22 protein-coding genes are annotated in these 26,833 nt (G+C 55.7%); 6 read left to right on the plus strand and 16 right to left on the minus strand.

Annotated features, from left to right (window positions below):
• Positions 1-486 precede the first annotated feature (486 nt).
• On the plus strand, positions 487-951 hold the full coding sequence (locus K9N21_21200) for a SoxR reducing system RseC family protein (GenBank protein MCF8146432.1): 465 nt from the start codon (positions 487-489) through the stop codon (positions 949-951).
• A gap of 50 nt (positions 952-1,001) precedes the next feature.
• Here K9N21_21200 and K9N21_21205 read toward each other — a convergent pair whose 3' ends face one another.
• The 16 genes from K9N21_21205 to K9N21_21280 all read right to left on the minus strand — a co-directional run bounded on the left by K9N21_21205 (position 1,002) and on the right by K9N21_21280 (position 18,655).
• On the minus strand, positions 1,002-2,333 hold the full coding sequence (locus tag K9N21_21205; protein ID MCF8146433.1) for a 4Fe-4S binding protein: 1,332 nt from the start codon (positions 2,331-2,333) through the stop codon (positions 1,002-1,004).
• Positions 2,330-2,749, minus strand: a complete 420-nt coding sequence (locus tag K9N21_21210) for an ATP-binding protein (protein MCF8146434.1) — start codon at positions 2,747-2,749, stop codon at positions 2,330-2,332. Before K9N21_21210 ends, K9N21_21205 begins: the two co-directional genes overlap by 4 nt.
• 201 nt (positions 2,750-2,950) lie before the next feature.
• A complete protein-coding gene (locus K9N21_21215; protein ID MCF8146435.1) occupies positions 2,951-3,358 on the minus strand; it encodes a hypothetical protein in 408 nt (135 codons plus the stop codon).
• 148 nt (positions 3,359-3,506) lie between these two features.
• Positions 3,507-6,554 carry an NADH-quinone oxidoreductase subunit NuoF gene (nuoF, locus tag K9N21_21220; protein ID MCF8146436.1) on the minus strand — a complete coding sequence of 1,016 codons (3,048 nt, stop codon included), beginning with the start codon at positions 6,552-6,554 and terminating at the stop codon, positions 3,507-3,509.
• A gap of 185 nt (positions 6,555-6,739) precedes the next feature.
• On the minus strand, positions 6,740-7,123 hold the full coding sequence (locus K9N21_21225; protein ID MCF8146437.1) for a (2Fe-2S) ferredoxin domain-containing protein: 384 nt from the start codon (positions 7,121-7,123) through the stop codon (positions 6,740-6,742).
• A gap of 14 nt (positions 7,124-7,137) precedes the next feature.
• Positions 7,138-7,671, minus strand: coding sequence for an ATP-binding protein (locus K9N21_21230; GenBank protein ID MCF8146438.1), 534 nt, complete (start codon positions 7,669-7,671; stop codon positions 7,138-7,140).
• A gap of 86 nt (positions 7,672-7,757) precedes the next feature.
• Complete coding sequence (locus tag K9N21_21235; GenBank protein ID MCF8146439.1) at positions 7,758-8,519, minus strand: PHP domain-containing protein; 762 nt, start codon at positions 8,517-8,519, stop codon at positions 7,758-7,760.
• A 27-nt stretch (positions 8,520-8,546) separates the two neighbouring features.
• Positions 8,547-8,888 carry a serine kinase gene (locus K9N21_21240; GenBank protein MCF8146440.1) on the minus strand — a complete coding sequence of 114 codons (342 nt, stop codon included), beginning with the start codon at positions 8,886-8,888 and terminating at the stop codon, positions 8,547-8,549.
• Between the two features lie 79 nt (positions 8,889-8,967).
• Positions 8,968-11,880, minus strand: a complete 2,913-nt coding sequence (locus K9N21_21245) for a molybdopterin-dependent oxidoreductase (GenBank protein ID MCF8146441.1) — start codon at positions 11,878-11,880, stop codon at positions 8,968-8,970.
• A gap of 125 nt (positions 11,881-12,005) precedes the next feature.
• Entirely contained in the window at positions 12,006-14,063 is a 2,058-nt protein-coding gene (locus tag K9N21_21250; GenBank protein MCF8146442.1) for a 4Fe-4S binding protein, read from the minus strand.
• 132 nt (positions 14,064-14,195) lie between these two features.
• Entirely contained in the window at positions 14,196-14,771 is a 576-nt protein-coding gene (rsxA, locus tag K9N21_21255) for an electron transport complex subunit RsxA (protein ID MCF8146443.1), read from the minus strand.
• 9 nt (positions 14,772-14,780) lie between these two features.
• Positions 14,781-15,374, minus strand: coding sequence for an electron transport complex subunit E (locus K9N21_21260; GenBank protein MCF8146444.1), 594 nt, complete (start codon positions 15,372-15,374; stop codon positions 14,781-14,783).
• Positions 15,375-15,388: 14 nt separating this feature from the next.
• A complete protein-coding gene (locus K9N21_21265; protein MCF8146445.1) occupies positions 15,389-15,982 on the minus strand; it encodes an RnfABCDGE type electron transport complex subunit G in 594 nt (197 codons plus the stop codon).
• A 3-nt stretch (positions 15,983-15,985) separates the two neighbouring features.
• Positions 15,986-16,942 (minus strand): RnfABCDGE type electron transport complex subunit D, encoded by a 957-nt coding sequence (locus K9N21_21270; GenBank protein MCF8146446.1) that lies wholly within the window; start codon positions 16,940-16,942, stop codon positions 15,986-15,988.
• Positions 16,935-18,218, minus strand: coding sequence for a 4Fe-4S dicluster domain-containing protein (locus tag K9N21_21275; protein MCF8146447.1), 1,284 nt, complete (start codon positions 18,216-18,218; stop codon positions 16,935-16,937). Before K9N21_21275 ends, K9N21_21270 begins: the two co-directional genes overlap by 8 nt.
• A gap of 65 nt (positions 18,219-18,283) precedes the next feature.
• The gene (locus K9N21_21280) at positions 18,284-18,655 is read right to left on the minus strand and encodes a cytochrome c family protein (GenBank protein ID MCF8146448.1); all 372 of its coding nucleotides are present in this window, start codon (positions 18,653-18,655) and stop codon (positions 18,284-18,286) included.
• Between the two features lie 415 nt (positions 18,656-19,070).
• Between K9N21_21280 and K9N21_21285 the strand changes: the two genes are divergently transcribed.
• The 5 genes from K9N21_21285 to K9N21_21305 all read left to right on the plus strand — a co-directional run bounded on the left by K9N21_21285 (position 19,071) and on the right by K9N21_21305 (position 26,190).
• Entirely contained in the window at positions 19,071-19,997 is a 927-nt protein-coding gene (locus K9N21_21285) for a hypothetical protein (GenBank protein ID MCF8146449.1), read from the plus strand.
• Positions 19,998-20,020: 23 nt separating this feature from the next.
• Positions 20,021-21,484, plus strand: coding sequence for an IMP dehydrogenase (gene guaB, locus K9N21_21290; protein ID MCF8146450.1), 1,464 nt, complete (start codon positions 20,021-20,023; stop codon positions 21,482-21,484).
• A gap of 297 nt (positions 21,485-21,781) precedes the next feature.
• Positions 21,782-23,338: a glutamine-hydrolyzing GMP synthase gene (gene guaA / locus K9N21_21295; protein MCF8146451.1), complete on the plus strand. Its 1,557-nt coding sequence runs from the start codon at positions 21,782-21,784 to the stop codon at positions 23,336-23,338.
• Between the two features lie 17 nt (positions 23,339-23,355).
• Positions 23,356-24,261: a bile acid:sodium symporter gene (locus K9N21_21300; protein MCF8146452.1), complete on the plus strand. Its 906-nt coding sequence runs from the start codon at positions 23,356-23,358 to the stop codon at positions 24,259-24,261.
• A gap of 87 nt (positions 24,262-24,348) precedes the next feature.
• Positions 24,349-26,190 (plus strand): alpha/beta hydrolase, encoded by a 1,842-nt coding sequence (locus K9N21_21305; GenBank protein MCF8146453.1) that lies wholly within the window; start codon positions 24,349-24,351, stop codon positions 26,188-26,190.
• The last annotated feature ends 643 nt before the right edge of the window (positions 26,191-26,833 follow it).

The following is a 26,833-nucleotide window of genomic DNA, read 5'->3' on the forward strand; positions in this document are numbered from 1 at the left end:
CGTTATTTATGTTGTCAAAGAGCATTTTTTAGATGCTTGGAACCGAAAGGAAAAAACTTACACTTTATCCGTTCGCCATTATGAGCATATGCTCATAATGGCGGCTTGATTGAGTTCTGACTTTTTACGAGACCGTCAACTTTAGGCACTTATCGCCAGATTTTCTGTCGCGAAAAGCAAGAAGATGATTGTGAGAGGGTGACGTCTTCAATTTGGAATAATGGAAGTGTGGAATGATGGAATAATGGGTTTAAAGAAAAAAACCTTTCCTGGGTGATCCAGGTTCCTTTCCCAACCTTCCATTATTCCAGTATTCCAACATTCCAGATGTCTGGCAACATCGAACCCCCTTGATAATAAAAGGTCACTCGAGAGCCACCTTGGTTGCGGGTATCCGCTTTAGGCATTTATTGTGTGCGCTTTTTAACCCGAAACAGCGAGTGTTGTCAAATCTCATGTGGACATTCTTGACGGGACAGGGTTTCCATGATCATCGAACAAGGCGTTGTTGACAAGGTGTCCGGCCAGAAGGCGTCGGTCCGGGTTGAGAAATCCTCTGCGTGCGCGAGCTGTCAATCACGGGACTCGTGCCACGAGGCCTCTGGCAAAGACATGATCATCGAAGTCGCCAACAATCTGGGGGCCGGAAAGGGGGATCGCATCGAGATCAGCATCCCCTCCGGTTCGTTCCTCCTCCTCTCCATTCTTGTCTATCTTCTTCCTGTGGCGGCCCTTATTGGAGGCGCTGTTCTAGGGGGGGCTGTAGGCGGGGCATTTGCTATCAATCCGACGTTTGCTTCCATTGCAGGGGGATGTCTCGGTATGGGCATTGCCTTCTATGCCTTGAAACGTCTCGACAGGTCGGCCCGTGCCCAGAGGGGGTTGCGGCCCCGTATGACACGCATCCTGCTTCGTTCAGATTTGCCTTATCCGGGGAAGGATCAGGAATAGCCTCTGTCCCTTTTCCCTTATCGCATCCGGTGAGATAGCGATTTTTCCGCTTATCCCCGCGACGGGCGCATGGCTTTATCCGGTCCAAGGGCCCCCTTCTTCTTTTGATCCCGCCAGAAAATGCAGCTTTGAATGGAATCTTTTCCATCTGCCACATCTTCCGCAAAGGTCGCACAGTCAGGGCAGCCGCAGGCCCCGCATTCCTTTCGCGGAAGGAGTTTCAAAATTTCCTCGATCCGTTTCAGCCTCTCAATTCCGCTGGCGATATCGACGGTAGATAAATGCGTGATTGCTTCTTCATGGGATGCCCTCTTATCGGTGAAAAACCAGCCCTTGTCATAGAGTTTTTTCACGTACCCATGCTTGACCTGCTTTTCCACCCCGAACATCCGGACGAGCTTCTGAAGGTGTCTTTTCCCCTGATATTTGTCCATTACCGTGAAGGGGCCGCCAAGACATCCTTCTGTGCATGCCCGGAATTCCACATAATCGATATCTGCGAGGAGGCCGATCTCGATCTTTTCCAGGTAACGGATGGTCTCCTGGAGACCTGAGACCGCCAGGCAGTTCAGCTCCACCCCTGAAATCTCACCCCCGGACATGCCCCAGCTCAGTCCGATGCCGCCGGAGTGGTGCAGGACGATATCATCCTCCACATCGTGAATATTTTTTTTGAGCTCCCCGTAAATGGTGTTGATCCCGATGGCCGCATCCAGATAGGAATGCTCCTGCAGGATGGATTCTTTCATGCAGATCATCTTGGAGGGGCAGGGCGTGATGTGAAGAACTTTGAAGGTGTCGGCATCACGACCGTATCGTGCGGCCAATCGCTTTTTGCCCTCCCTGGCCACAATCTCCCGGGGGGTGATCAGGGGGGGGATATGTTTCAGCAGAGATTGAAAACGGTAGGCGATGAGGCTGACCACCACCGGGCAGACAGGGGATATGAAGGGGAGGGGGGCATCCGGTTTGTCCCGGTTTTCCTTGATATAGAGCTCCACGGCCAGATTGAAGATTTCACTGGTGTAGGATTGATCGTGGATATAGCCGAAACCCATCCGCTTGAGGCCCAGGAGGACATCATTGGGCAGAACCTCTTCTCCGAATTGCGAGTATAGGACCGTGGAAGGGCTGACGATGATGTTGTCTTTTTCCGTTAAGTCAAGACTCTCGGAAGTAATCGCCTGGATGGCCCCTCTCGGGCAGACACGAACGCATTCACAGCAGTCAATGCAGACCCCCTCGATGCGGGCCTTCCCCTCCCTGATGCGGATGGCCTTGGTAGGGCATGCCTTCATGCAGAGGACACACCCGTTGCAGAGAGATTCATCGGTCTGCATATACCGTACGGGTTCCTTGTCCTGGACTGCCTTGGCCGTCATCCGGTATGTACCTCAAAATACATGGTCAAATGGGCGCCTTTCCCGTTGCTCGACCGGATGTCAAGGGAATCGGCATTTTTCTTTATATTGGGGAGGCCCATCCCCGCTCCGAAGCCCATCTCCCTGTCCTCCGGCGAGGCTGTGGAATACCCCTCCTGGAGCGCCAGTTCAATGTCTGGGATTCCAGGACCGTTGTCCATGACATCAAGAATGATCGTTTTCGGGTCCACCAGCAGCCTCAATTCGCCATCTCCGCCATGCATGACCACATTCATTTCCGCTTCATAGGCGCAGATGGAAATGCGACGGATGAGGCCTGCATCAAAGCCGATAAACTTGAGGAATCTCTGAATCCGAATGGATCCTTCCCCAGCCTTCACGAAGTCCCTGGCTTTGACAGTGTACTTCTTAAGCAAGCCTCCTGGTTTCACGAATTCTGATAAGAATTTCAATGTCGCACCATACAATCGGACATGGAACGATCAATTTGCCCGCACTCTTGGAATGTATCGGCAATTAGACCCGGGAACTGTCTCCTTTCCCATCTTTTGAGAGGCTGGAAGCGGTTGTCTCGGGGTACCTGTATCGCCGCGGATGGCGGAACCGGGGGCCGTCCATCAGCACCCATAGGGAGGAACGGCCGGGGCGGGCGCCTTCTCCTCAACGCCTCTAAGTCCTTTTGCACACAACCTTCCGCAGGAGGTAAACATGGTAAAAGGCGTTGAGAGGAGCGGCAGTCCGTGCTCCGTGGCCTGATGAATCATCTCCTGCGTCGGCCGTTTACCCCTTACCAGTATCACTGCTGAAACGTCCGCAATCACAGCGGTGCGTATGACCTGCACATTGCAGAGGCCCGTCAGCAGCACCACACCGCTGGTCTTCCCTGTGAGCATATCGCTCATGAGATCGCTTGCGGTGCCTGCCTTGACAGTGATGTCCGGCTTGTCCTCCCCTGCAAATATCTTGGCACGCAAGACTTCTTTTATTTCGGACAGCGTGAGTTGTTTATTTTCTATGACAGTCACTTTTTCAGATCATTCCTCGTCAACTTTGAGATGATGCGCTGAATAGCCCTCTGAATCGGGTGTGGTCCGGACCAAAAAGATGGATCCAGGGGCTCGGGAAGATGGGCCTATCCGATTTCGGAACAATATGCCCTTTCCCATCGGATTCTTAGAGATCGCATCGGAGGCAGCGACGGGCCTCCAGACAAGCGCTTTGTTCATCGAGGCCCAATTCCACCTCTTTGAAGTTGTGGACCCGTTCCTTTACCGGGAGTTCGGCCATGACGGGCCGCACCAGCTTTTCATCCGCTTCGGTCAATTCAAGCCGATCCACCATCAGGTGGGGCTTGGGATACCAGTAGCCCTTAAACGGTTTTCCGCGGAGATAACAGTCGATGGATACGGCCGCCCTATGCCCTGCACCCACTGCCTGGACCACGGTCGCCGGTCCGGTAACGGCATCACCCCCTGCGAAGAATCCCGGGACATTGGTGGCCAGGGTCTTTTCATCCACTTCAAATGAGTTCCACCGGGTAATATGAAATTGGGGGTCTTCTTTTAGAAAAGAAAGGTCCGCCTGCTGGCTGATGGCGGGGATGATCACATCCGCTTCAATGACGAATTCCGAACCCTTTACGGGGACCGGCCTGCGCCGGCCGCTCTTATCGGGCTCTCCCAGTTCATTGCGGATGCACTCCATGCCCACCACCTTGCCGTCTTTTCCGAGGATGCGAACCGGAGAGGTCAACAGGTCGATATGGATCCCTTCCTCATCCGCCGCGTCCACTTCCGCCGGGTTGGCCGGCATCTGTTCCCGCTGGCGGCGATAGACGATGTGGACCTCTTCCGCGCCAAGGCGAAGGGATGTCCGGGCCGCATCGATGGCCGAGTTTCCGGCCCCGATCACGCATACCTTTTTCCCGGGGGCCTTCCTGTCTCCCAGGTTGACCTTTCTCAGGAACGCGACGGCGTCCATAAACCCCTCGAATTCATCCTCCCCGGGGATGCGGAGCTTGAGGCCTTTGTGGGCCCCGATGCCCAGGAAAAAGGCCTTGTACCCCTGGTCTTTCAACTCGTCTATACTGATATCCCGCCCCACCCTTACGCCGAGCCGTATGTCCACTCCGAGACGCCGGATCGCATCGATTTCGTCATTCAATACATCCCTGGGGAGCCGGTATTCGGGGATGCCTACACGAAGCATCCCTCCGGCCACGGGGAGTTCTTCGAATATGGTGACGGGATAGCCCTTGAGGGTGAGATCGTGGGCCGTGGAAAGGCCCGCGGGACCTGAACCGATCACCGCCACCTTGTCCTGAGGATAGCGTACCAGGGCAGGTTGGATCTCTTTCAATTTGTCACGGTTTCTGTCGGCTGCAAAGCGTTTGAGGGCACAGATGCTGATGGGTTTGTCGGTTTCCCCCCGTTTGCATTTGCTCTCGCACGGGTGAGGACAGATCCGGCCCAGGACCATGGGGAGCGGGTTCTCCTTTCGAATGATCTCCCAGGCCTTGTCGAATTCGCCCTGACCGATGAGGGCGACATAGGTGGCGACATCCTGGCCGGTGGGACAGGTGGACTGGCACGGGGGGGCGCTCAGTCGTTTGCACGTCCCTGTGGGACAGTGTTTGTCGTAAATATGGGCCTCGTACTCATGCCGGAAGTATCTGAGGGTACTCAGGACCGGGTTGGGCACGGTCTGGCCCAGCCCGCAGAGGGAGGCTGCCTGAAGGACCTTGGCCAGCTTTTCAAGACGATCCAGGTCTTCCGGAACGCCCTGGCCCTGGCAGATCCTTTCCAGGATCCAGAGGAGCTGCCGGCTTCCTTCCCGGCAGGGGGTGCATTTCCCGCACGATTCGTCTGTGGTAAAGTCCACAAAAAACCGGGCCACATCCACCATGCAGGAGGTTTCATCCATGACCACCATCCCGCCGGAACCGACAATGGCGCCTGTCTTGGCGATGTTCTCGTAATCCACCGGGGTATCCAGCAGATGTGCGGGGATGCACCCGCCCGAAGGCCCGCCCAGCTGGACCGCCTTGAATTTCTTGCCGTCGGGGATGCCGCCGCCGATGTCATAGATGATGGACCGGAGGGGGGTGCCCATGGGCACTTCAATGAGGCCGATGTTGCGGACCCGGCCGCTCAGGGCAAACACCTTGGTGCCCTTGCTCTTTTCCGTGCCCAGGCTGTTGAACCAGTTGGCGCCCCGGTAGATGATCTGCGGGACATTGGCCAGGGTCTCCACATTGTTCAGGACCGATGGCTTGTCCCAGAGCCCCTTGTTGGCGGGAAACGGCGGCCTGGGCCGCGGCATGCCCCTCTGCCCTTCGATGGAGCGCATCAGGGCGGTCTCTTCACCGCACACAAAGGCCCCGGCCCCGAAATAGAGGTCGATTTCCATGTTGAACCCGGAGCCCAGGATGTCTTCACCCAGGAGACCGTATTCCTTGGCCTGTCTGATGGCGGTCTGGAGCCGTGTGATGGCCAAGGGGTACTCGGCCCGCACATAGATATACCCATGATGAGAGCCGATGGCCTTGGCCCCGATGATCATCCCCTCCAGGACAGAGTGGGGATCGCTTTCAAGTATGGATCGGTCCATGAAGGCGCCCGGGTCTCCTTCGTCCGCATTGCAGAGCATATATTTGGGACTGCCTGTTGCTGCGGCGCAGAACTGCCACTTGAGACCTGTAGGAAAGCCTGCCCCGCCGCGACCCCTGAGCCCGGAGGTCTTCATCTCTTCAACGATCTCCTCCGGGGTCATTTCCAGAAGGGCCTTGGCAGCCCCCGTGTACCCGTCTCTGGCGATATATTCATCGATATTGTCGGGATCTATCAGCCCCCTGTTTTTCAGGGCCACCAGGACCTGGCGGCTGAAAAATCCGATATCTGAAATCTTCGGGATGGCCTCGGCAGCTTCCGGACTTTCGAAGAGATGCTCTTTGACCACACGTCCCTTGACCAGATATTCCTCAACAAAATAGGGGACGTCCTCCACCTTGAGCTTCTGATAGAATATCTTGTCGGGATAGGCGATCATCAATGGACCGGCCGCACAGAAACCGTTACAGCCGGTGGTGGCAATAAAGACCTCGTCCTGCAGTCCATTCTTGTTGACTTCCTCCACCAGGGCATCTCTCACGTCAAGGGAACCGCTCGATACGCAGCTGGTCCCTGCGCATACCATCAGGTGAACGCGATACTTTTTTTCCATAAAAACGCCTCGTAGATTCCGAATTGAGGAATTAAGGAATTGAGGAATTGACGGATTAAACAGCAAACATTTGCTTAATCAATAAATTCCCGAATTCCTGAATCATTAAATTCCTAAATTCCTGGATCTCCAAATTCCTGAATCCCTAAATTTCCAAATTCCTCAATTCCTCAATCCCTCAATCCTCAATACGTGGTCTCGCTTCCGACAGAAAGCGCGTATTCCGCAACCGGGTGGCCTCCTATCACATGCTCATCAAAGATCCTGTCCACCTTGTCAGGGTCGAGCTTCACATATTTTACCGGGGCGGCCTCCTTTACCTCAACCGTGATCATCGGCTCATGATTGCACAACCCCGCGCATCCGGAAGATGTCAGGATAATATCGGTTGCCCCGCTTTTCTCCAGCTTCTCGAGCAGCGCGGACATGAGCGTCCTGGCCCCTGCCGCAATGCCGCACGTGCCCATGTGGACGGTGATCTTCACGCGGTAGTCTCCCTGCCTGAGATTGACCGTTCCTTTCATGGATTCCTTGATTCTCTTGAGGTCTTCCACCTTGAGTTTTGCCATTTTCTGCCTCCGCTTCAATCCACTCTCTTACTGAAGAGATCCCGTATGAGTCGGATAACCGCGGGATCGGTGATGCGCACGGTGCTATTCAGCGCCTTTCTAATGGAGCGCGTATCCACCTCCACCTCCTGTTCTCGAAGGTTGGATCTGTATACGAAGTCCAGGTCAGGGTTCCCCATGATAAGGGTTATCAGGGTGGCGCCCATATCCCCCAATGGTCTGCGGTCGATATGACTTTTCTGAAAGGTCGCAAGGACCCTGGTTCCCTTTCCTGATTCAGATGTCAATAGAAGATCGCCGCCGGTCTCTCTTGCGGCCTGCTTCAGCAACGGCAGGCCCATCCCCACGCGACGGGTCGTCCGGGTGGTCACAAAGGGATCGGTCGCCCCTTTAAGCGTCTCCGGGTCCATGCCCCTCCCGTTGTCTTGAATGCGTATTTTCAGGAGGTCTTTGCCGATGTCCTCCGAGATGTCGATTTCAATGAGCGTGGCCCCGGCCCGTGTTGCATTTTCCGCAATGTCCAATATGTGAAGCGATAGATCCTGCATAAACGAATTAAAAATTTAAGAATTCAGGAATTTAGGAATTCCTCAATCAATCCTTTAATCCCTCAATTCCTCAATCCCTGGATTCCTCAATACTCAATCCCCCGTCCCCCGGTTCCCTTGAGCGCATATCCCAGTTCCGGCAGTTCGGATCCTGCCATCCGGAAAGCGGTCGGCCGGGTCCCGATATCTTCGAGGTCGTGGGCATCCGATGATGTAATAAAGGGGAATCCCTCTATATGGCTGAACAGCCGTCGTCCCTGTCCCAGGGTCATTCTCCTTGAAATCTCCAGGGCATCCAGGTTCAGATACTCCGGGATAAAGCCCAACTGACCCAGAACACTAAAGGCCTCGCGGTCGATATGGGCCGCCACGGCCAGACCCTTCATGTGGTGGATGCCGTCAATTACCTGATCGATGTGCATCCGGGTGGCACCGATGAGAAGCCGGGTGTTCATCCCCTCTACCTCGTCAAACTCGTTGGCAACCACCTGCATGCCGAAGAGGTCCTCGTCGTTTTCTCCCGGTTGGAGACGGTCGTAGACCAGGGTCTGCATGGCCAGCGCACCATCGATATCCTCGAACAGGCCGATAATGTGCACCTCTTCCGAGGTCGTAATTTCCATTCCCGGGATGACGGTCAGCCCGGTACCTCTTGCCGCGGCCATTACCGCCGCGGTGTTTTCGGCGCTGTTATGATCGGTAATGCCGATGATGTCCAATCTCTTTTTCAGTGCCGCTTTAACAATCTTACAGGGCGTCATATCAAGGGTGGCGCAGGGAGAAAGGCAGGTATGAATGTGCAGGTCAGCCAGCAGCACTCTCAAGGATATGTCACCATTTTCCCCCACGCCGGCCCCTGGACCCTCCTGACGGGATCACCCTCCGGAAACCCCCAGTGCAAAGAGTCTCCCCGCCAATTCAAATGCGGGCATGTCCGTGACCAAGATAGGGATTCCTTCCGCCTCTGCCTTTTGCACGGTTTCCGGCTCCGGGACCCGGCCGTTGATCAGGACAATTCCGGCAAGGGATTTCATGACCGCCACGGCCACGATATTCTGATGGATCTGAAGCGTCACCCAGAGGGCCCCCTCGCCGGCATTGGCCATGACATCGCTCATGAGATCGCTTACATAGCCTCCCTTCACCTCCCGATCCAGGAGACCGGCGCCGGTCGTGACGGTCAATTGCAGCTTTTCAACGATCTCTCTTAGCGTCATCTTGGATAGACCCCATCCCATCATAACTGCTTACTGCTTACTGCCTACTGCCTACTCCCTACTCCCTATTGCCTACTGCCTACGTTGTCCCTCTGACGGCTTCTACGAGCCCGATGATTTTGGAGGGATCCACCTGACCATGGGTCTCTTCGTCAATGACCATGACAGGGGCCAGCCCGCAGGCCCCGATGCATCTGACGACCTCCAGTGAGTATTCCCTGTCTTCCGTCGTCTCCCCCACGTCCACCTTGAGGTGACGATGGAGAACGTCCAGCAGTTTTCCGGACCCCTTCACAAAGCAGGCGGTTCCCAGACAGACGCGGATGATGTGTTTGCCTCGGGGCACCATGGTGAAAAAGGAATAGAACGATACCACGCCGAAGACGTCCGACGACGGTATGCCCAGCCCTAAGGCGATATAGTGCTGGGCATTGATGGGGAGGAATCCCAGGATGCCCTGGACCTGTTGAAGCACAGGAATCAGGCCTCCCCTGTGGTCTTTGTAAGTGGCCAGTATGGTGTCGATCTCTTTTTTGGCCTCTGGTTTCTCTTCTTCTTCAAGGAGTTGGACGAATTTTTCCCTGACCTCTTCCGGATCGCCCGGGGGTTCAAACTCCGGCATCGCTTTGGTGCGGGGGATCGATTCGAGCAGCCCTTCACACTGCTCCAGGAGCGTACGATGATGGTAGTTGAAAGATGTCCACCCCGGCCGGCGGAGAGGCGATTTGACATCCGCAAAATCCGTGATCCCGAAGGCTTTAGGATCGGGCATTGCCCACCGGATTCCACCATGTTCCAGACGGTCATAGGTGATCCCTTTGAGGAAGGGCACAAGCTTTATGATTTCATTTTCCCAGATACTCTGGTTGGTTTCATGCTCCCAGTGAAGACCCAGGCGATTGGCCAGTTGGGTGAGTATCCATGACTCGGGCTTTGCCTCGCCCGGACTGGGAACGGCCCGACGCATGAGGCTGACCCTCCGCTCGCAGTTGGTATAGGTACCGGTTTCTTCCGACCATGCGGCCGCAGGGAACACCACGTCCGCATGCTCCAGGGTCTCGTTGTTCAGGATGTCCTGAACCACTAAGAAGTCGACCGATTCCAGGGCTGCGGTAATGTCGGGCATGGCGGGCCGGGCGATGGCGAGGTTTTCACCCACGCAATACAGCAGGCGGATCTTTTTTTCTCCCTCACCGGGTGCGCCGCCCATGTTCTTGATCATCTGCGCAAAGGTCAATCCCGGTTTCTCCGGAAGGTCGGTTCCCCAGGCCTCCTCAAACGGCTTACGGGCCTTTTCGTCTTCCACCGGTTGATAGCCCGGGAGAAATGCGGGCAGGAATCCCATGTCGCAGGCGCCCTGGGAATTGTTGAGATCCCCCAGGTAGTTGACGCCCCCGCATTCCACCCCTAAGTTGCCCAAAGTCTCCTGCAGCCGGACAAAGGTCCTGGCAAAGGATGCCACTCTGGAGCCGTAGACCAACATGGCCGGTTCTTCCATATCGAGGGAGTCAACGGCTGTCTTGATCTGGTCCTCTGTAAGGCCGGTGGCCTCCATGACCTTGTCCATGGAGAAGCTGGAGGCGATTTCCCGGATACCGTCGGCACATGACCTACCGCGCGAGATCAGTTCCTGAATGATGCCGTTGACCAGGACCGATTCCGATCCCTCCCTCAGCAACAGGGGAACCGTGGCAAAGGTCGTAATCTTGGTGGGGCGTGAGTCGGCCACGATCAGTTTGCAGCCGCTCTTGGCGGCCCGTTTGACAAAGGTGCCCGCTACCGGGTTTTCTTCGGTGATGTCCGATCCTATCAGGAAGATGCACTTGGCCTTTTCCAGTTCGGCAAGGGGATTATTGAGGCCTGAGGCGGCAAAGGGGGAGGCAAGGTTGTTGGTGCCGATCCCCGCCCGAAAGAGTTTCTGCATCAGGTAGAGGGCCTCATTGGTTGATTTGGCGGAACAGATGCCGGCAACGGCATCGGGGCCGTCCTTACCTGTTATTTCCTGTATCTTTGATACCACCAGATCGAGGGCTTCAGACCACGAGGCGTCTCTGAGCCGCCCTTGTTCCCGGATCATGGGGACGGTCAGGCGGTCCGGGCTCTGTACAAAATCATAGCCGAACCGTCCCTTGACGCAGAGCCTTCCCTGGTTGGGCCGGGCGTCCTCAACACCGGTGACCTTCATGATTTTGTCATCTTTGATATGCAGATCCAGTTGACATCCGACGCCGCAATAATGGCAGGTGGTTCTCACATGACGGGCTTCCCAGGGACGTATCTTGTAGCGGCTCTTGGTTTCAACCAACGCGGCGACCGGGCATGCCTGGATGCACTCCCCGCAGAAGACGCAATCCGAACGTTGAAGATTGTCATTTCCCATGGCGACGATCTTGGCCCTGGCGCCTCTGAACCCGTGGGCGATGGCATTGTTGACCTGAATTGTGTTGCAGGCCTCCACGCAGCGACCGCAAAGGATGCATCGGGAAAAATCCCTGATAATGAGCGGGCTCGCCATCTCCATCGGATAGTCGGTCTTGGCCCTCACAAAGCCGGTGGTATCCACCTGGTATTTATAGGCATAGGCCTGCAGGTTACAGGCGCTGTGGGCCGGGCATAGGTCTTCACTCTGGTCATAGTCCGCCACCTGCTGCTGAAAGGAGGTCCAGTCCTGGGACCTGTTGGTGGCGATGGCGCAGTTATGATTCCCGGATTGGAGAAGGAGGGTGATGATGGTTCTTCTTGCCTCAATGACCGCTGGCGAATGGGTATGGACCACCATCTTCGGGGCTGCGGGGGTGGCACAGGCAGGCAGGAGGGCGCGTGCCCCTTCAACCGCCACCACGCATATCCTGCATGCCCCGGTGGGCCGGGCCCCTTTGATATGGCAGAGGGTGGGGATGAAGATCCCGTTACGTCTTGCAACTTCGAGGATGGTCTCTTCAGGTTCAAATTCCAATTGACGTCCGTCAATGGTGATGATGTTTTCGGGCATTTTTCCTCTCCGGGTTGCGGGCCAAGGCCCGCAAACTCACAATCAATCTAACGGCAGGCGTCCGTACCGGGTTTTAACAATTCCTGAATTCCTCAATTCCTGAACTTCCTCAATTCCCCCAATCCCTACTTCTGCTTCCGATAGCATATGAGACCGCATCTCAGACATCGTTCGGCCTCTTTTTTTGCGGAGGCTTCATTCAGACCTGGATATTCACTGGGGAATATCCAGGCCCTCTTGCTGTCGCCGGTCACATCCAGGATATCCGGACGTTCTCTTTCGGATGGGGAGACATCATGGACTTCTCTCACATCGAGGACGGCGTCCGCCTCGCATACCAGGTGTTGAATGGGCGGGATCGTACCGTCGGTAAGATAGCGGTGGATGGCCCGCGTGAGTCTTCGGCCCGAAAGGAGGGACTTGACCACAGCGGAAGAATCACTGATCCGTCCCGGTTCAGGCGGTGTGCAGATGCCGTCGTTTCCACCGGGAAAGGTCCGAAAGCTCTCAATGGTTTCCCATGCGATCTCTCCCGGTTCGAGACCTTCGGCCTCCTCGGACCGAACGAATACGAATTCAGGAAGGCGTCCAGCCGCGAGAATCAGGGTATCGGCGCGGATGGTCATCGTTTCCTCGGGGAGTTCGCCGATGGGGTCTGTTTCTTCAATCGCGACCCGTACCAGCCGTCGTGAAATGCCCCGCAGGGAGGTGACAATGGTGGAGGGCCGGACAATGATCCCCTCGGCGGTGAGTCTCTTGGCGTCCTGCAGCTCTATGGGAAGTTCGTGTGCCTTCAGGCTGGATACAATGGTGACCTTCTGCGCCCCCATATCCCTGCATTTCCGCGCCAGTTCGAGGCCTTCCAGGCCGCTGTGAATAATGACCACCCTTCGGCTCTCACGAATGTTTTTTCCTTTGGAAAGGGAATAGATGAAATCGAGCATGGTAAAAACGCTGGGCACCGATGCATCGTAACCGCTGGGATCCGGCTTCAAGATCTGTCTGCTGTCAAATCCGCCCTTGGTGAGGGCGATGACGTCGAACCCTTCTTCAAACAAAGACTGGAGATCAAAATCGTGACCCATGCGCATGTTGGTCCTGGCTTCCACCCCGGTTTCGAGGATTCCCTCTATCTCATGATCCAGGACCTTTCGGGGGAGCCTGTCTTCGGCAATCACATATCGGAGGATGCCTCCCAGCTGGGGCTTGGCCTCAAAGATCGTGGGGTGATAGCTGAGCCTTGCCAGGTAATAACTGAGGGTAAGACCTTCGGCGCCGCCGCCCACAATGGCGATCTTCTGACCGCTGCCCGGGGCCTTGAAGGGGGTGAGGTGTTTCCCGGTCTGCATCTCATAATCCGAGACAAACCGTTTGAGCGGGTTGATGGCGATGGCCTCGTCGACCAGATTCCGCCTGCACGCCAGTTCGCATGGGGCAGGGCATATATACCCGCATATGAGCGGCAGAGGACATTTCTCCTTGATAATGGCAAGGGCAGACTCGTAATTGTTGTTCCGGATCTCCTGGATAAAGGCGGGAATGTTGATCCCTGTCGGGCAGTCCCTCTGGCAGGGCGCCGTGCACTCGTCCGTGACATACTCGCCGATCATTCGTTCGGATGTGGAGGTCAGGGTAATGATATGTTTGGGGCAGAGCCGTTCGCAGGTGCCGCATCCGGTGCAGCGTTCCGTGTCCACCACCGGGAGGTTATCCGGGCCCATGGAGAGGGCGTCGAACGGACATGCCCGGACGCAGGTCCCCAGACCGAGACATCCGATGGGGCAGATCTTGGCCCCTCCGTCCAGCAGCGCCGCGGCCCGGCAGTCATTGATTCCCTGGTAGAGGTATTTGACATCTGCGTCCTGGACCCCGTAATAGCACCCCGGTCTGGAGATATCCGGCTCTTTCAAGGTGATTTCGACGCCCAGGACCTCTGCAATCTGGGCCGCCACATCGGGCCCCCCTGCCACGCAGGATGCGGGCGAGGATTTTCCACCCACAATGGCCACGGCATTGGCACTGCAGCCGGGATATCCGCACCCGCCGCAGTTGGCCCCGGGCAGGGCGTCTTCCACTGCCTCGATCTTGGGATCCACGTAGACGTAGAATATCTTTGAGGCCAGGGCCAGGCCCACGCCGATCACTACGCCCAGCCCCCCTATTACTAAAAAACCCCCTAACATGGTTCTCCTCCGGGAATCGTCGAATTGTTGAATGATTGAATGGTTGAATCGATTATGGATCTTTAACGCAAAGACCAGACTTCCCTTTGCGTCGCTGGTTGCAAGTTAGGTCTCAATTATCGTTCGTCAACCCTACACCATCCCCTTGAACGCGAAGAAGGCGAGGGAGAGCATCCCGGCCGTGACAAGGCCGATGGAGGTGTCCTGAAGCGGCTTCGGGACCCTTGCCAGGATGATTCTTTCCCGGATCCCGGCAAACAGGACGAGGGCCAGGCCGAACCCAACTGCATAGCTGAAGGAGGTGACAAGGGTCTGCAAGAAGCTGTATTCCTCCATGATGTTGATGAGACAGACCCCCATCACCGCGCAATTTGTGGTGATCAGGGGGAGGAATATCCCGAGCCCCGAATAAAGTGCGGGGATGCTCTTTCTGAGAAACATCTCCACGAATTGGACAAGGGAGGCAATGACCAGAATAAATGAGAGGGTCCGCAGGTATTCAAGACCAAAGGTCTTCAGGAGGAGGGAGTCGACGATCCAGGTGATGGCGCCGGCCATCACCAGCACAAATACCACGGCCATCCCCATGCCGACGGCGGTCTCCATCCTTTTGGAAACCCCCAGAAAGGGACAGTTCCCCAGGTACTGCATCAGAAGGATGTTGTTGACGAAGATGCAGCTTACGACCAGCAGGATATAATCTGTCATTGCGTACTCCTACTTCTTTCCCAAGATGTTCATCAAGCACAGCATGAGTCCCAGGCAGACAAAGGCCCCCGGGGCCTGCACCATAAAGGAAAAGGGTTCAAACGAGGGGCCGAATACCGGGATGTTATAAAAGGTTCCGTTTCCGAGGACCTCCCGCACCATGGCAAGGGCGGCCAAAGAGAGTGTGAATCCGAGCCCGATGCCGAGGCCGTCCGCAAGGGATGCCGTCATGCCGTTCTTGGAGGCAAAGGCCTCTGCACGCCCCAGGACAATGCAGTTGACCACGATGAGGGGGATGAATATCCCGAGTTTCAGGAAGAGGGGATAGGCAAAGGCCTGCATCACCAGTTCCACTACAGTGACAAAGGTGGCAATCACCACGATGTAACAGGCAATCCTGACCTTTTTGGGTATGATATTCCTGAGCAGAGAGATGAGGATGTTGGAACAGACCAGCACGAAGGTGGTGGCCACGCCCATGCCGATGCCGTTTTCCACGCTCTTGGTCACTGCCAGGGTGGGGCATAGCCCGAGGACAAGGCGAAACGGCGGGATCTCAGCCCACAGCCCTTTTGTGAATTCCTGAACGACCGTTTTTGCCATAGCCGGCGATCTCCTTAGCCTTGATACTGTTTGATCTTTTCCACGAGAGTGGGTTTCAGCCTTTGATAGATCTCTCCTGCCTCGACCACCGCGCCGGTGACCCCCCGGGAAGAGATGGTCGCCCCGCTGAGGGCGTCGATCTGCCCGCCGTCGGCCTTCACTTTTAAAGGCTCAGAGATGGATAATCCTTTGAATTGATCGGCAAAAGCAGGGTCGGTCTTGGCCCGGGACCCCACGCCGGGGGTTTCACTGTGAGTGGTGACCCCGATTCCGATGATCTGATCATTCTCCAGGTCCACGCCGACGATAACGCCGATGGTGCCCCCATAACCCTTTCCAAAGGTCTCAAACGCAACCGCGTCGGGTTTGCCTTCAAATTTTCCGATGAAAAAATTCATCTCCCTGGACTCATCCACCAGCTTCAGACGATCCATGAGGGGATCGTTTGAGGAGCCTTCCATGATTTGCTTGATCGTGGGGCCTTTGACGAACTTAAGCTGCTGATATTCAATTCTCTCCTTGGTGACATTCTGGATAGCCGCCAGAACACCGCCCGATAGAGCGCTGAACACCACCACCGCGATAAAGAGTTTCAGCATTTCACGCATGGGTTATCCCCTTCCCAAGGCCTTAGGCCGGATTTTGTCCAGAAGCGGGTTGGCAACATTCATCATGAGGATGGCAAAGACGGTCCCATCCACGAACGCGCCGATATTGCGGATCATCACCGTGAGGATGCCGGCGCACGCCCCGTATATCAACATCGGAACGAAGTTTACGGGAGATGAGGAATCTTCAGTGGACAGGAAAAAGGCGCCGATCAGGGTATACCCGGTCAAGAGATGAAACAGGGGACCTGCATAGGTTTCAGCGTCTGCCAGGTTGAACAGGAGTGCCGTTACAAAGACCCCGACCAGGAAAGAGAGGGATATTTCCCACCGGATCATCCCGCGAAGGATCAGATAGATCCCTCCGGCAATGAGGCCGAGGCCGAACGTGGCGCCGATGGCCCCGGAAGATTGTCCCATGAAAAGCCCGGCCACCGTATACTCCGATATGGCCGGCGTTCCGAAATACTTGAGCGCAGCCAGTGGATATGCCATGGAAAATCCAAGGTCGTAATTCACCAGGGCCTCATCAAAGTCCAAGAGGCCTTTCCATGAGAGAAAGATAATCGCAACGGCCACAAGGGTGGGGTTGAGGGGATTGCAGCCGATTCCCCCATAAATCTGTTTGCCCACCACAATGGCCATAAAGGCGCCCAACACCACGACCCACCATGGGGCGGTCGCCGGGAGGAGCATGGCAAAAAGAAGACCTATGAGAGCGGCGCTGCCGTCTCCGATGCTGACCGGCCGTTTCATTACAAAATTCATGACCAGTTCCCATATCATGGCTGCGGAAACAGAGAGGGCCACCACCCCGAGGGCAGGCGCCCCATACCGGTAGATCCCCATGACGACCGCAGGAAGCGCGGCTGCCATGATATGGTAGTTCTTCGCTGAGAGCCTGCTTCCATCGTGCCAATATGGGGCGTGGGAACTGACAAAGAGGGTTTGGCTATCCATTGGATTCCTCCAGATATCCGGATAAAGCAAGTTCATGCTTCCCGAGCATGATGTAATGAGATATGGGGATTCGCATGATGCATACGTAGCTGCAGAGGCCGCATTCAATGCACGAAAGGAGGTCGTATTGCTGAGCCGCCTCTTCATACAGGCCGTTCTCGAGAAGACGGATAAGCATATTGACGGGCAAATCGGCGGGGCAGGCCCTCACGCACTCTCCGCAGTTGATGCAGGGATCGCTGGATGTGGCAATTACCATGGCCTTGTCCTGCACCAAGATGGCATCCGTATCCGTGCCGATGGGCGTCTCTGCGGAGTAGACCCCCCGGCCTGACATGGGACCGCCGAAGACCAGACGATCGCCCTCTGTGGGAGTGATATGGAGGGCGTCCAGAATGTGCCGGACCGGCGTTCCTATTCGAGCGCGAACCCCTGTGGGGCGGTTTTCTTTGTCGATGACCGTCAGCACCCTGGATATGGGCGGCTTCCCCTCGGCAAAGGCCTGTCCCAGGGCGATCACCGACTGTACACCGAGAACGCCGACCTCCAGATCTTTAAGATGACCGGATGCCGGCACCGTGATGCCGAGGATCTGCTTGATCAGCAGTCTGGGGGCGGCATTGGGATATGCCGGTTCAATGACCCTCACCTCAACGCCGCCCTTTTCACCTTCAGACCGGAGGGATGGAGGAACGGCCATGATCACTTTTTTAACACCGGTAATTTTCTCGAGACAATCGATTCCTTGGGCCAGATGTTCGGCCCCGGTCTTTAGACTGAGCTGGTTTGTGACAACCAGCAGATCCGTATCCAGGCCGCTGACCACAATGGTCTGGAGGGGATGTTTTCCCCGGATGAGGGACCTCAAATCAGAAATCCCGGGAAGGGCCGAGAAAAAGGAGAGGGCATTTTCAGCGTCCGGTGTCATTCCGGCCTGTTCGAATTCAGCATCCCAGTTATCTCTCTGTCCGGCCTGGATGGAAAATAAAAGATGGGATTGGTCGAAGGCCCCGGTTTCAAGGGTGATATCGGAAATCACCCCTGTTGCAGGTGAGGTCAGATAGACATCCAGGGTTGAAAAGGGCCTTACCCTCTGACCGGTTCTGACTTCAGTACCGATGGAGACGGTGAGGTCCTGCATATCCTCTTTCTTGCATTCGAGGGAAAGGAACAGCCTGTCCGGAGGAGGGATTTCTTGAATATCGTGCCCGATATCATCAACCCCTGAGTACGTCAACCTGGGTTTCATCAGACCGAAAAACGGTTTTTTGATCATTTCTGCCTCCTGCTGCCCCCTATCCCTTAATCCCTGAATTCCGTAATCCCCCAATTCCCAATCCCCTACATGGCATGACACTCTGCACAGTCCACCGGCCCCCCGCTCTCGTCGTGACAACCTTTACACTGGGTATGAAGGACATCGGATCGTTTCGGGATGTCGTCGCTGTCGGCGATATGACATTCTCCGCATGAAGCCGGTTTATCCCCTTCCTCTTCAATGTCGTGGTGGCAGTCGTCGCAGGCAAAGCCGTATCCTGATTCGGACAGATGTTCTTTATGATCGAACAGAACATTCCCCCCGGTATTTTTAAACATGATTCTTACCGGCTGTTCAGGCGCTTTCTGGGCAAAGGCCGTATAACAGATGATTCCCACCACAAGCAAAACGGCTGCGAGGCCGTAAGCGATCGTCCGTTCGGTTTTAACTTCCATTCTCCTGTTTCCTCAGTGCTGGGGGTCTTTCTGCCGGGTCTTTTGGCGAACGAAACGAGGCAGTAAATCAAGACGGTTTATTCATGTTCCGTATTCACGGGTAAGAAGCGGAGGTCCTCCATCAAACGAACCGGGTTCACGGCATTCCCTTGACGATAAGGCGCTGGGCTGAAGATCTCGGGTGGCATTGATTCACCATATCTTACCCCGCGAGAAAGGGAGTTTATAATTATGTGGGAGCGTGAAACGTACCCTCCCCTTTACAGAAAAAAAAGGATATTTGTCAAGGAAGTTTTTGAACGCGGTTCATCTTTATTCTGATGAGTAGCGGTCGCGGATTGACAGACGCCTTAATCTCTGTTAGAAGTCAGACCCTGTTGAAAAACATTTCCCCATTTGATACCATCCTCAGCAGATGACACAGGCAGTTGCATCAATTGATCTGGGCAGCCATACCGCGAGGCTTTTGATTGCCCAAAGGTCGGGGTCTTCGTCGTGGGGATGGACGCCTCTCCTCAGACAACGGGCATATATCCGTCTTGCTGCCGATCGCGATCCCGCAGGCGAACATGACATCGGTCCCGCAGCCGCGGAACGGGCTTTGGAGGCCCTGCGCGGTTTTTCCCGGCTGATGGCCGATTACCACGTCAGCCAGGTCCATGCCGTGGCAACCGGCATCATCAGGGATGCGATCCATGGCCACCGGTTCCTTGCTCACCTTCACCAACAGACCGGTATCCCCATAGAACTCGTATCTGGGGAAAAAGAGGCCCTGCTCAGTGGAAAGGGCGCCTGCGCCGCACTGAATATCAGCGGCCCGTACCTTGTTTTTGATCTGGGCGGTGGGACCACGGAGTTTCTTCGGAACATGGGAGGGGAGCTGAGGGCGACCTCAATATCTTTGGGCGCGGGCGTTCTGACCGGAAGATTCATCCGATCCGATCCGCCGGCAGAGGGCGATCTGGTCGCCATATCGGGTGAGGTTGAACAACGCCTCAACCCTGTGGAATCAGATATCACCGGGGCCCCCCTGGTGGTGGGGACCGGGGGAAGCATCACCACCCTTGCCGCCATGGTTCACAAAATCGAGGGGGATGCCATCGGACCTGACAGGGTCAATGGCCTGATGGTGACCCTGCCGCAACTGGAGACCTGCCTGGCAAAGATGAGAATCCTGACAACCGCGGAGAGGGTAGGGCGTCTCGGTCTGGATCCCGGACGTGCAGATGTAATCGTTGCAGGATCCCTTGCGATCATCGGCATTATGAAATTCCTGGGGAAATCCCAGCTGGTGGTCAGCATGTCCGATCTGCTGGAAGGGCTTTTGATGGACACTGTTTGACGAAATGCAGTAAGGAGGAACAAATGCGCAAAAAGGATATTCGGTTCGGCTATACATTCGATGATTTGATTCTGGTTCCGGCACGCTCTTCGGTGTTGCCGACCGAGGTGGATGTCAAGACGCGATTATCGCGGAATATCCGCCTGAATATCCCCATTGTGAGTGCGGCGATGGACACGGTAACAGAGTCCCAGACCGCTATCACCATCGCCCGACAGGGGGGCATCGGATTCATTCACAAAAATATGAGCATCGAACGGCAGGCCCTTGAAGTTGAAAAGGTGAAAAAATCAGAGAGCGGCATGATTGTCGATCCCATCACCATCGAGCCGGAGCGGAGAATTCAGGATGTGATTGACATCATGAGTAAATATAAGATTTCAGGGGTACCGGTGGTAAAAGGGGAGAACCTGGTCGGCATTATTACCAACAGGGACCTGAGGTTTGAGACCAACCTGGACCAGTCGGTTGAATCGGTGATGACAAAAGAGAATCTTGTCACCGCCAAGGTCGGAATTACCCTGGAAGAATCCAAGGCGATTCTTCACGAACGGCGCATCGAAAAGCTCCTGGTGGTGGACGACAACGGCAAACTTGAAGGGTTGATCACCATAAAGGATATTGAGAAGATAAAGAAGTACCCCCATGCCTGTAAGGATGATCTCGGACGCCTGAGGGTAGGGGCCGCGGTGGGCGTCGGGCCGGATATGGAAGCGCGGATTGAGGGTCTTAGAAAGGCTTCGGCGGATGTGGTGGTCATCGACACGGCCCACGGTCATTCGGAAATGGTGCTCAGGGCCGTGGAAATTGCGAGAAGCACGTTTCCCGGTCTTGAGCTGATCGCGGGAAATGTGGCCACGGCCAGGGGCGCCCAGGCCCTCATCGATGCGGGGGCGGATTGCGTCAAGGTGGGGGTAGGGCCCGGTTCCATTTGCACCACCCGGGTGGTGGCCGGGGTGGGCGTTCCTCAGATGACGGCCATCATGGACTGTGCGGGTCAGGCCGGAAAATCGGGTATTCCCGTGCTGGCGGACGGGGGCATCAAATTTTCGGGCGATATTACCAAGGCCATGGCCGGAGGGGCCTCCGCGGTCATGATCGGGGGCCTGTTCGCAGGGACGGAGGAAAGCCCTGGAGAGACCATCCTTTTTCAGGGACGCACTTACAAGGTGTATCGAGGGATGGGCTCCCTGGAGGCCATGAGAGAAGGGAGCCGGGACCGGTATTTTCAAGAGCAGGTGGAGATAGACAAGAAACTGGTCCCGGAGGGAATTGTGGGAAGGGTCCCCTATCGCGGCCCTCTCATGGACACCATCTATCAATTGGTGGGCGGCCTGAAGGCGGGCATGGGCTATTTGGGATGCAGCAACATCGCGGAACTTCAGACCGATCCGGAGTTTATCCAGATTACGGCCGCTGGACTTCATGAGAGCCACGTTCACGACGTCATCATCACCAAGGAGGCGCCCAACTACCGGATGGAATAGATCTGATTGCTGGATGCTGGATGCTGGATACTGGATACTGGTTGCTGGATGCTGAGCGCTGGCTGATGGCTGATAGCTGATGGCTGATAAGGGGGGGTAAGAATGCTTAACAGCTTAACAGCTCAGTAGCTTAACCACTTCTGCCTTGCGCCTAACGCCTGGGGCCTGATGCCACTCCCACTGGATACTGGATGATGGAGTTCCGGCTGATAAAGGCTTTGAGCTTTTCAGCTTTGATCTTTGCGCTCCCAAAACTTTAGTTCACTTTAGTCACTTTAGCTCACTTTAGGCACTTTTATGACCACCGACCTTTACACAGAGAAGATACTCATCCTGGACTTCGGTTCCCAGTACACCCAGCTCATTGCCAGACGGGTCCGGGAGGCCAAGGTCTACTGCGAGATCCATCCCTTCAACATGCCCCTTGAAGCGATACAGGGCTTTTCTCCAAAGGGGATCATCCTGTCAGGGGGACCGGCCAGCATCTATGATGACGGCGCCCCTTTTGCCGATGGAAGGATACTCGAACTGAACATCCCCATCCTGGGGATATGCTACGGCATGCAGTACCTCACCCACATTCTGGGAGGGGACGTGGGAAGGTCGGGCGACCGCGAGTATGGCCATGCAACACTCTCCATTGAAGACAGCGGCGATCTCTTCCACGGGCTTGGGAAGGAAGAGGGCCGGACGGTCTGGATGAGCCACGGGGACCGCATCGATCGGATGCCTCAGGGATTTTCGGTCCTTGCACGGAGCAAAAACAGTCCCGTGGCGGCCATGGCCGACGCGGCAAGGCGGCTGTTCGGGGTTCAGTTCCATCCGGAGGTGGCCCATACCCCGGAGGGATCCAGGATTTTGAGGAATTTTCTCTTCAGGATCTGCGGGTGCCAGCCCTCGTGGGATATGGCCTCCTTTGTTCAGGAAACCGTCGGCCTGCTGAGAGAGAAGATCGGCCCAGGGCGGGTGATCTGCGGGCTGTCAGGGGGCGTGGATTCATCCGTTACCGCGGTCCTCCTCCACCGGGCCATCGGGGACCAGCTCACCTGCATCCTGGTGGACAACGGCCTCATGAGAAGGGACGAGGCCCGCGAGGTCATGGAACTCTTTCAGGAGCATTACGGGATGGACCTCTGTTTGGTGGACGCCTCCGATCACTTTCTGAGCCATTTAAAGGGGATTGTCGATCCGGAAGAAAAGCGAAAGATTATCGGGAGGGAATTCATCGCGATTTTTGAAACAAAGGCCAGGGAACTGGGGGAGGCCCGATATCTGGCCCAGGGAACCCTCTACCCGGATGTGATTGAAAGCGTCTCCTTCAAAGGACCTTCCGCCACCATCAAGAGCCACCACAATGTGGGGGGCCTGCCCGATGTGATGAATCTGGATCTGATCGAACCGCTCAGGGAACTCTTTAAGGATGAGGTCCGCCAGGTGGGTACGGAATTGGGGCTCCCGAGGGACCTCATTATGCGGCAGCCCTTTCCGGGACCGGGTCTTGCCGTGAGGATCCTGGGCGAGATCGACCGGGAGCGGCTCGAAATACTGAGGGCCGCGGATGCCATTGTGATCGAGGAAATCCGGATGGCGGGGCTCTACGAAAAGGTATGGCAGTCCTTTGCCGTCCTCCTTCCGATCCGTACGGTGGGCGTCATGGGCGACGAAAGGACCTATGAGAACGTGATCGCCGTCCGTGTGGTGGACAGCCTGGACGCCATGACCGCAGACTGGTCAAAGATCCCCTACCAGGTCATGGGCCGGATCTCCAACCGGATCATCAACAGCGTCAAGGGCGTCAACCGGGTGGTCTACGACATCTCCTCCAAACCCCCCAGCACCATTGAATGGGAATAGGGGATGGGAAACCGCACATGTTTCGGCTGAACGATTTAATCCTCGTCATCGTCATCTTTTTCTCCATGCTGGCCGGGATCCTCCTCCCTGACTGGGCCTCCTTTTTCAGGCCTTTTCCGATCTATCTGATGATGCTCCTCCTCTTCCTGAGCTTTCTGTCCATCAGCATCCGCGACATTCGGGATGTGGTGCGTGACCGGGCCACCACCCTGGTGTGGCTCTCCTTTTTAAAACTGATCCTGGTCCCTCTGGTCGTCTATCTGGCCTTCAAGGCGGTCTATCCCCCCTATGCCACGGCCGCCCTCTTGATCACAGGGATATCCACCGGTGTGGTGGCGCCGTTCATATCGACCCTCGTCAATGCCAATGCCCACCTCGTGCTGGTGGTGGTGGTCATCTCCTCTCTTCTGGTCCCTTTTACGCTCCCGGCCCTGGTCAAGGTGCTGTTGGGACAGAGCGTGGAGATCTCCTTCGCGGCCATGACGCAGACCCTCTGTATGGTCATTTTCATCCCTATCCTGGCCGTGGAGATACTAAAACGCGTGGCCCCGAGAGCCCTTGCATCCATCCATCGAAGACGCTATCCCATCTCCCTGGCCATCTTTGCCATGGTCAATTTGGGCGTCTTTTCCAGCTACTCGGCGTTCTTCCTTCAGAATCCCGCCACCATCCTTGAGGCCACGTGCGTGGCCGTCGCCCTCGGCGCGATCTATTTGGGAGTGGGTATGGTCGTCCTTTGGCGGTCCCCCGTTCCGGACAGGATTGCCTCTGTGATCATCTTCGGCAACATGAACAATGTCCTGGTCATCGTCTTTGCAGCGGAATTTTTCGGTCCCCTGGAGCCGACCGTGGCGGCCATGTACATGATCCCCTTCTTCGGCCTGATCCTCCCCTTGAGGGGGTATTCCAGGATCGCCAAATAGGAAACGCTTTTGAAAACGGTTCCGGTGACGTTGTGCCATTGGAACGTGATCACGATGTTTTTTGTGTATTTCCGAGGAGCAGAGAGGATGAATACGCGACGTCTTTTTGAAGCGGGTCATGGGAACAAGGCATGGGTGGTTTTTCTCATCTGTCTGGCCGTCATGGCAGGGGCGGTGGTTGTGGCGTCTTTGATACAGACCGATTTCGGACGCGTGGCGGTCAGCAATGTCACCTATGAGAATTTCAACGGGATCGCGGTTAGGGCCAAACTTCTCGTGCCCGCAGAGGCCTCACCGGATCATCGCGTTCCGGGGGTCGTATACATCCACGGGTACCAGAACAACCGGGAGACGGGCGACGCCTATTGCATCGAACTGGCCAAAAGGGGGTTTGCCGTACTCAACATCGATGCCATCGGCAGGGGCAATTCAGGTATTCCCAATGACCCAAAGGATCCTGATTTTGACGAAAGCTTTGGCGGCCTCACGTCCCTGAACTATCTGAAGTTTCTACCCTTTGTGAATGCCGAATCAATCGGCATGATGGGACACAGCCTGGGGGCTGAGATGGCCTACGAGGTGGCCCTGACAAATCCGACCGTCAAGGCACTGGTCATCACCGGCTTTGCCTACACCCTGGATGCCACCCTGACGCGTCCCAGGAATATGTTGATGATCCTTGGGAAATGGGATGAATTCCGAAAGCGGATGACAGGAACCCGGCATTTTGAGGCGGAATGGATGCGCACGCCCCAGACAAAACAGGTCTTCCCGGTGAAGGACCCGGAATTCGGAAAGACGTACGGGAACTTCAGTGACGGTACGGCCCGGCGGGTCTTTGTTCCGCGTACGATTCACTTCCAGGAATCCCACAGCCACGCGGCCATCGCCGAGACCCTGGCGTGGATGAAACAGGCCCTTCATCCCCCGGACCGGTACTGGATCGACCCGGACAGGCAGACCTGGCAGGTCAAGGAGTGGGCCACCTTGATAGCCATGCTCTCCTGCTTTGCCTCGCTTCTCCCCTTAGGTCTTATGCTGCTCAGGACACGGTTTTTCAGCCCCCTTCAAGGTCCTGTTTCCGGATCATACGCCTGCTCCGGCAAGACCTATTTCAAGTTCGTCGGGCTCAACGGGGTGCTCACGTGGCTCTTTCTCCCCCTGATCCTTGTCCTTTTTGCCGTTCATATCTATCTGGTGCCCATCGACCGGGTCTTTCCCATGATGATGGTCAACGGGGTTGTCTGGTGGTTTTTCTGGATCAATATCATCGGCTTTCTGATCTTCCGGCGCTGGTTCAGAAAACGGGCCGCGAAGGATGGCCTTACCCTGGCGGATCTCGGCATCTCTTACAGGGAAGACCGGTTTGCGTTGGATGGGGCCATGATAGGAAGGACGTTTCTCCTGGCCACCATCCTGTTTGCCTTTGCCTATTTCAGCGAGCACGTCCTTGAACAGATCTTTATCGTGGATTTCAGGTTCATCTTCCCCTTTGCCAGCGATCTGACCCCCTACCGGGCCCTCTTGTGCCTCGTATACTTCCCCTTTATCCTGGTCGGTTTTGTCCTGATGGGGATATTTCTGCACGGCCAGCTTCGAAGACCCCGCAAGAGGACCTGGTTCAATACCTTTGTCTCCTGGTCCTTCACCAACACCTTTGCCCTGGTCGCCCCCCTGATCCTCTTTCTGATGATTCAGTACATACCGCTCTTTACCACGGGCTTCATCCCCCTTGTGGGCCCTGGCGGGATGTTTGTCTCATTCGTGATCAACCTGTTTCACATTATTGCTGTTCTCATCATGATGATACCGATCTCCACCTGGTTCTTTCAACTGACAGGGAAGATCTACCTCGGGGCAATTGTCAATGCCTCTCTGGTCACCTGGATGTTTGTCTCCTCCCAGGTGATTGCGCCCATTCCGGTTTAATATAAAGACGAGCCTTCGGACGCCATGGATTTTTGCTAAACCGATATGGGTTCCCTGCATTGCGGGATTCGCTCAGCAATTATATGTCAGGTATGTGAGAGGATGGCTGGGACGAGCCAATATATCCGGCCCCTTCCATTTTTCACCGCAACGGTGCGGAGAACGGAAAGGGGCGCTTCCGAATTGACAGGTAAATTTTGCACAGCGGAAAGCTTTCCCTTTGAGAGAATGAAGGCCTTCCCCTAGTTCTATGGAAGAGAGACGCCTCGAGAGCAGACTGGAGGGGTGGCGGCGGGTTCGTGCCATTGACCCGTCCGACACATTGAGATTCTGTATGCAGGCCAATCCTGCAGACAGCACGTGCAACCCGTGGTGTCCTTCCCCGTAATCTGCCTGTATTCAATGTCATGGACCCCAGATCCGAGGTCATGCCGGAAGGTATATAAAACGTTTGGCGACTTCCGAGGCGCTTAACCTATGAGAGAGGGGAGGATCGATATGGCATACAGCGGGAGGTTGAGGAGATTTCCATCTCTTCTCAGATTAAGGAGATTTGTGCGAATCAAACATTCCGGCCGGAACTGGTCATGGTAAGACCTCAAGCTCTTACTTTTTGGATTAATCCCCGCCTTAACCTCCAGAG

The organism is Deltaproteobacteria bacterium (genome assembly GCA_021737785.1).
GTDB lineage: Bacteria > Desulfobacterota > DSM-4660 > Desulfatiglandales > Desulfatiglandaceae > AUK324.